We start from the raw sequence: 776 nt of genomic DNA, 5'->3' as shown, positions 1-776 counted from the left end.
ATCCTGCGGGGAACCGTGGGGAGGGGATCTGATGGGTGCGACGGCGGAGCAGTACCTGCGACAGCTGGACACCGGTCGGCGACCCGACCTGCCGGAGACCACCGCGGGGACGCTGCGGTTGGATGTCCGTGACGACGGCAGCACCGACCACTGGTACCTGACCATCGCCGACCAACACGTCCAGGTGACCCGCTCGGCCGAGGACGCCGAGCTGGTGGTGCGGGCCGACCGGGCGGTCTTCGACCGGATGGTTCGCGGCGAGTTGCACCCCGGAGCGGGCCTGCTGCGCAACGAGGTGACAGTGCACGGCAACGTGCAACTGCTGATGCTGCTGCGGCGGATCTTCTCCGGGCCGGACGGCGCCCGTCACCCGCGCGAGCTGGGCCGGGCCGCGCTTGCCGGCCGAACCACGCCTGCCGGCCGGGGCGCGCCGGCTGGCCGGGCCGTGACGACCGCTCGGGGTGGTCGGCCGTGAAGCAGGAACTGGTGCACGTCATCGCGGGCAACATCTTCGCCATCACCGACGCCCAGGGCGACATCGAGCCCGACCCGCAGCTCCCGGTCGGACTCTTCGCGTACGACACCCGGTTCCTGTCGCACTGGGTGCTGCGGATCGACGGTGAACGGACCAACGCCCTGTCCCGGGACGACCTGACCTACTTCGAGACCCGGTTCTTCCTGGTTCCCGGCACGGCGAGCCACTACATCGACGCCGACGTGTCGATCATCAGGCACCGTTCGGTTCACGACTGTTTCCACGAGAACATCACGGTGCT

Annotated in this window: 2 protein-coding genes; both read left to right on the top strand. The window is 69.6% G+C overall.

All coding sequences use genetic code 11. From position 1 onward, the window contains the following. Positions 1-31 precede the first annotated feature (31 nt). On the top strand, positions 32-475 hold the full coding sequence (locus KBX53_RS34715) for an SCP2 sterol-binding domain-containing protein (protein ID WP_210864007.1): 444 nt from the start codon (positions 32-34) through the stop codon (positions 473-475). Next, positions 472-776: glycogen debranching N-terminal domain-containing protein (locus KBX53_RS34710; protein WP_309140925.1), on the top strand; the 305-nt coding region annotated here is incomplete at its 3' end. The genes KBX53_RS34715 and KBX53_RS34710, both read left to right, overlap by 4 nt.

The sequence above is a fragment of the Micromonospora sp. M51 genome, from assembly GCF_018070305.1.
Classification (GTDB): Bacteria; Actinomycetota; Actinomycetes; order Mycobacteriales; family Micromonosporaceae; genus Micromonospora; species Micromonospora parva.
The sequence above is the reverse complement of the archived record's forward strand: the minus strand, read 5'-3'. Positions and strand labels throughout refer to the sequence as shown.

Bases quoted from the DNA above. Each gene is read 5' to 3' on its own strand.
- KBX53_RS34715 (WP_210864007.1), top strand. From the start codon at position 32: ATGGGTGCGACGGCGGAGCAGTACCTGCGACAGCTGGACACCGGTCGG.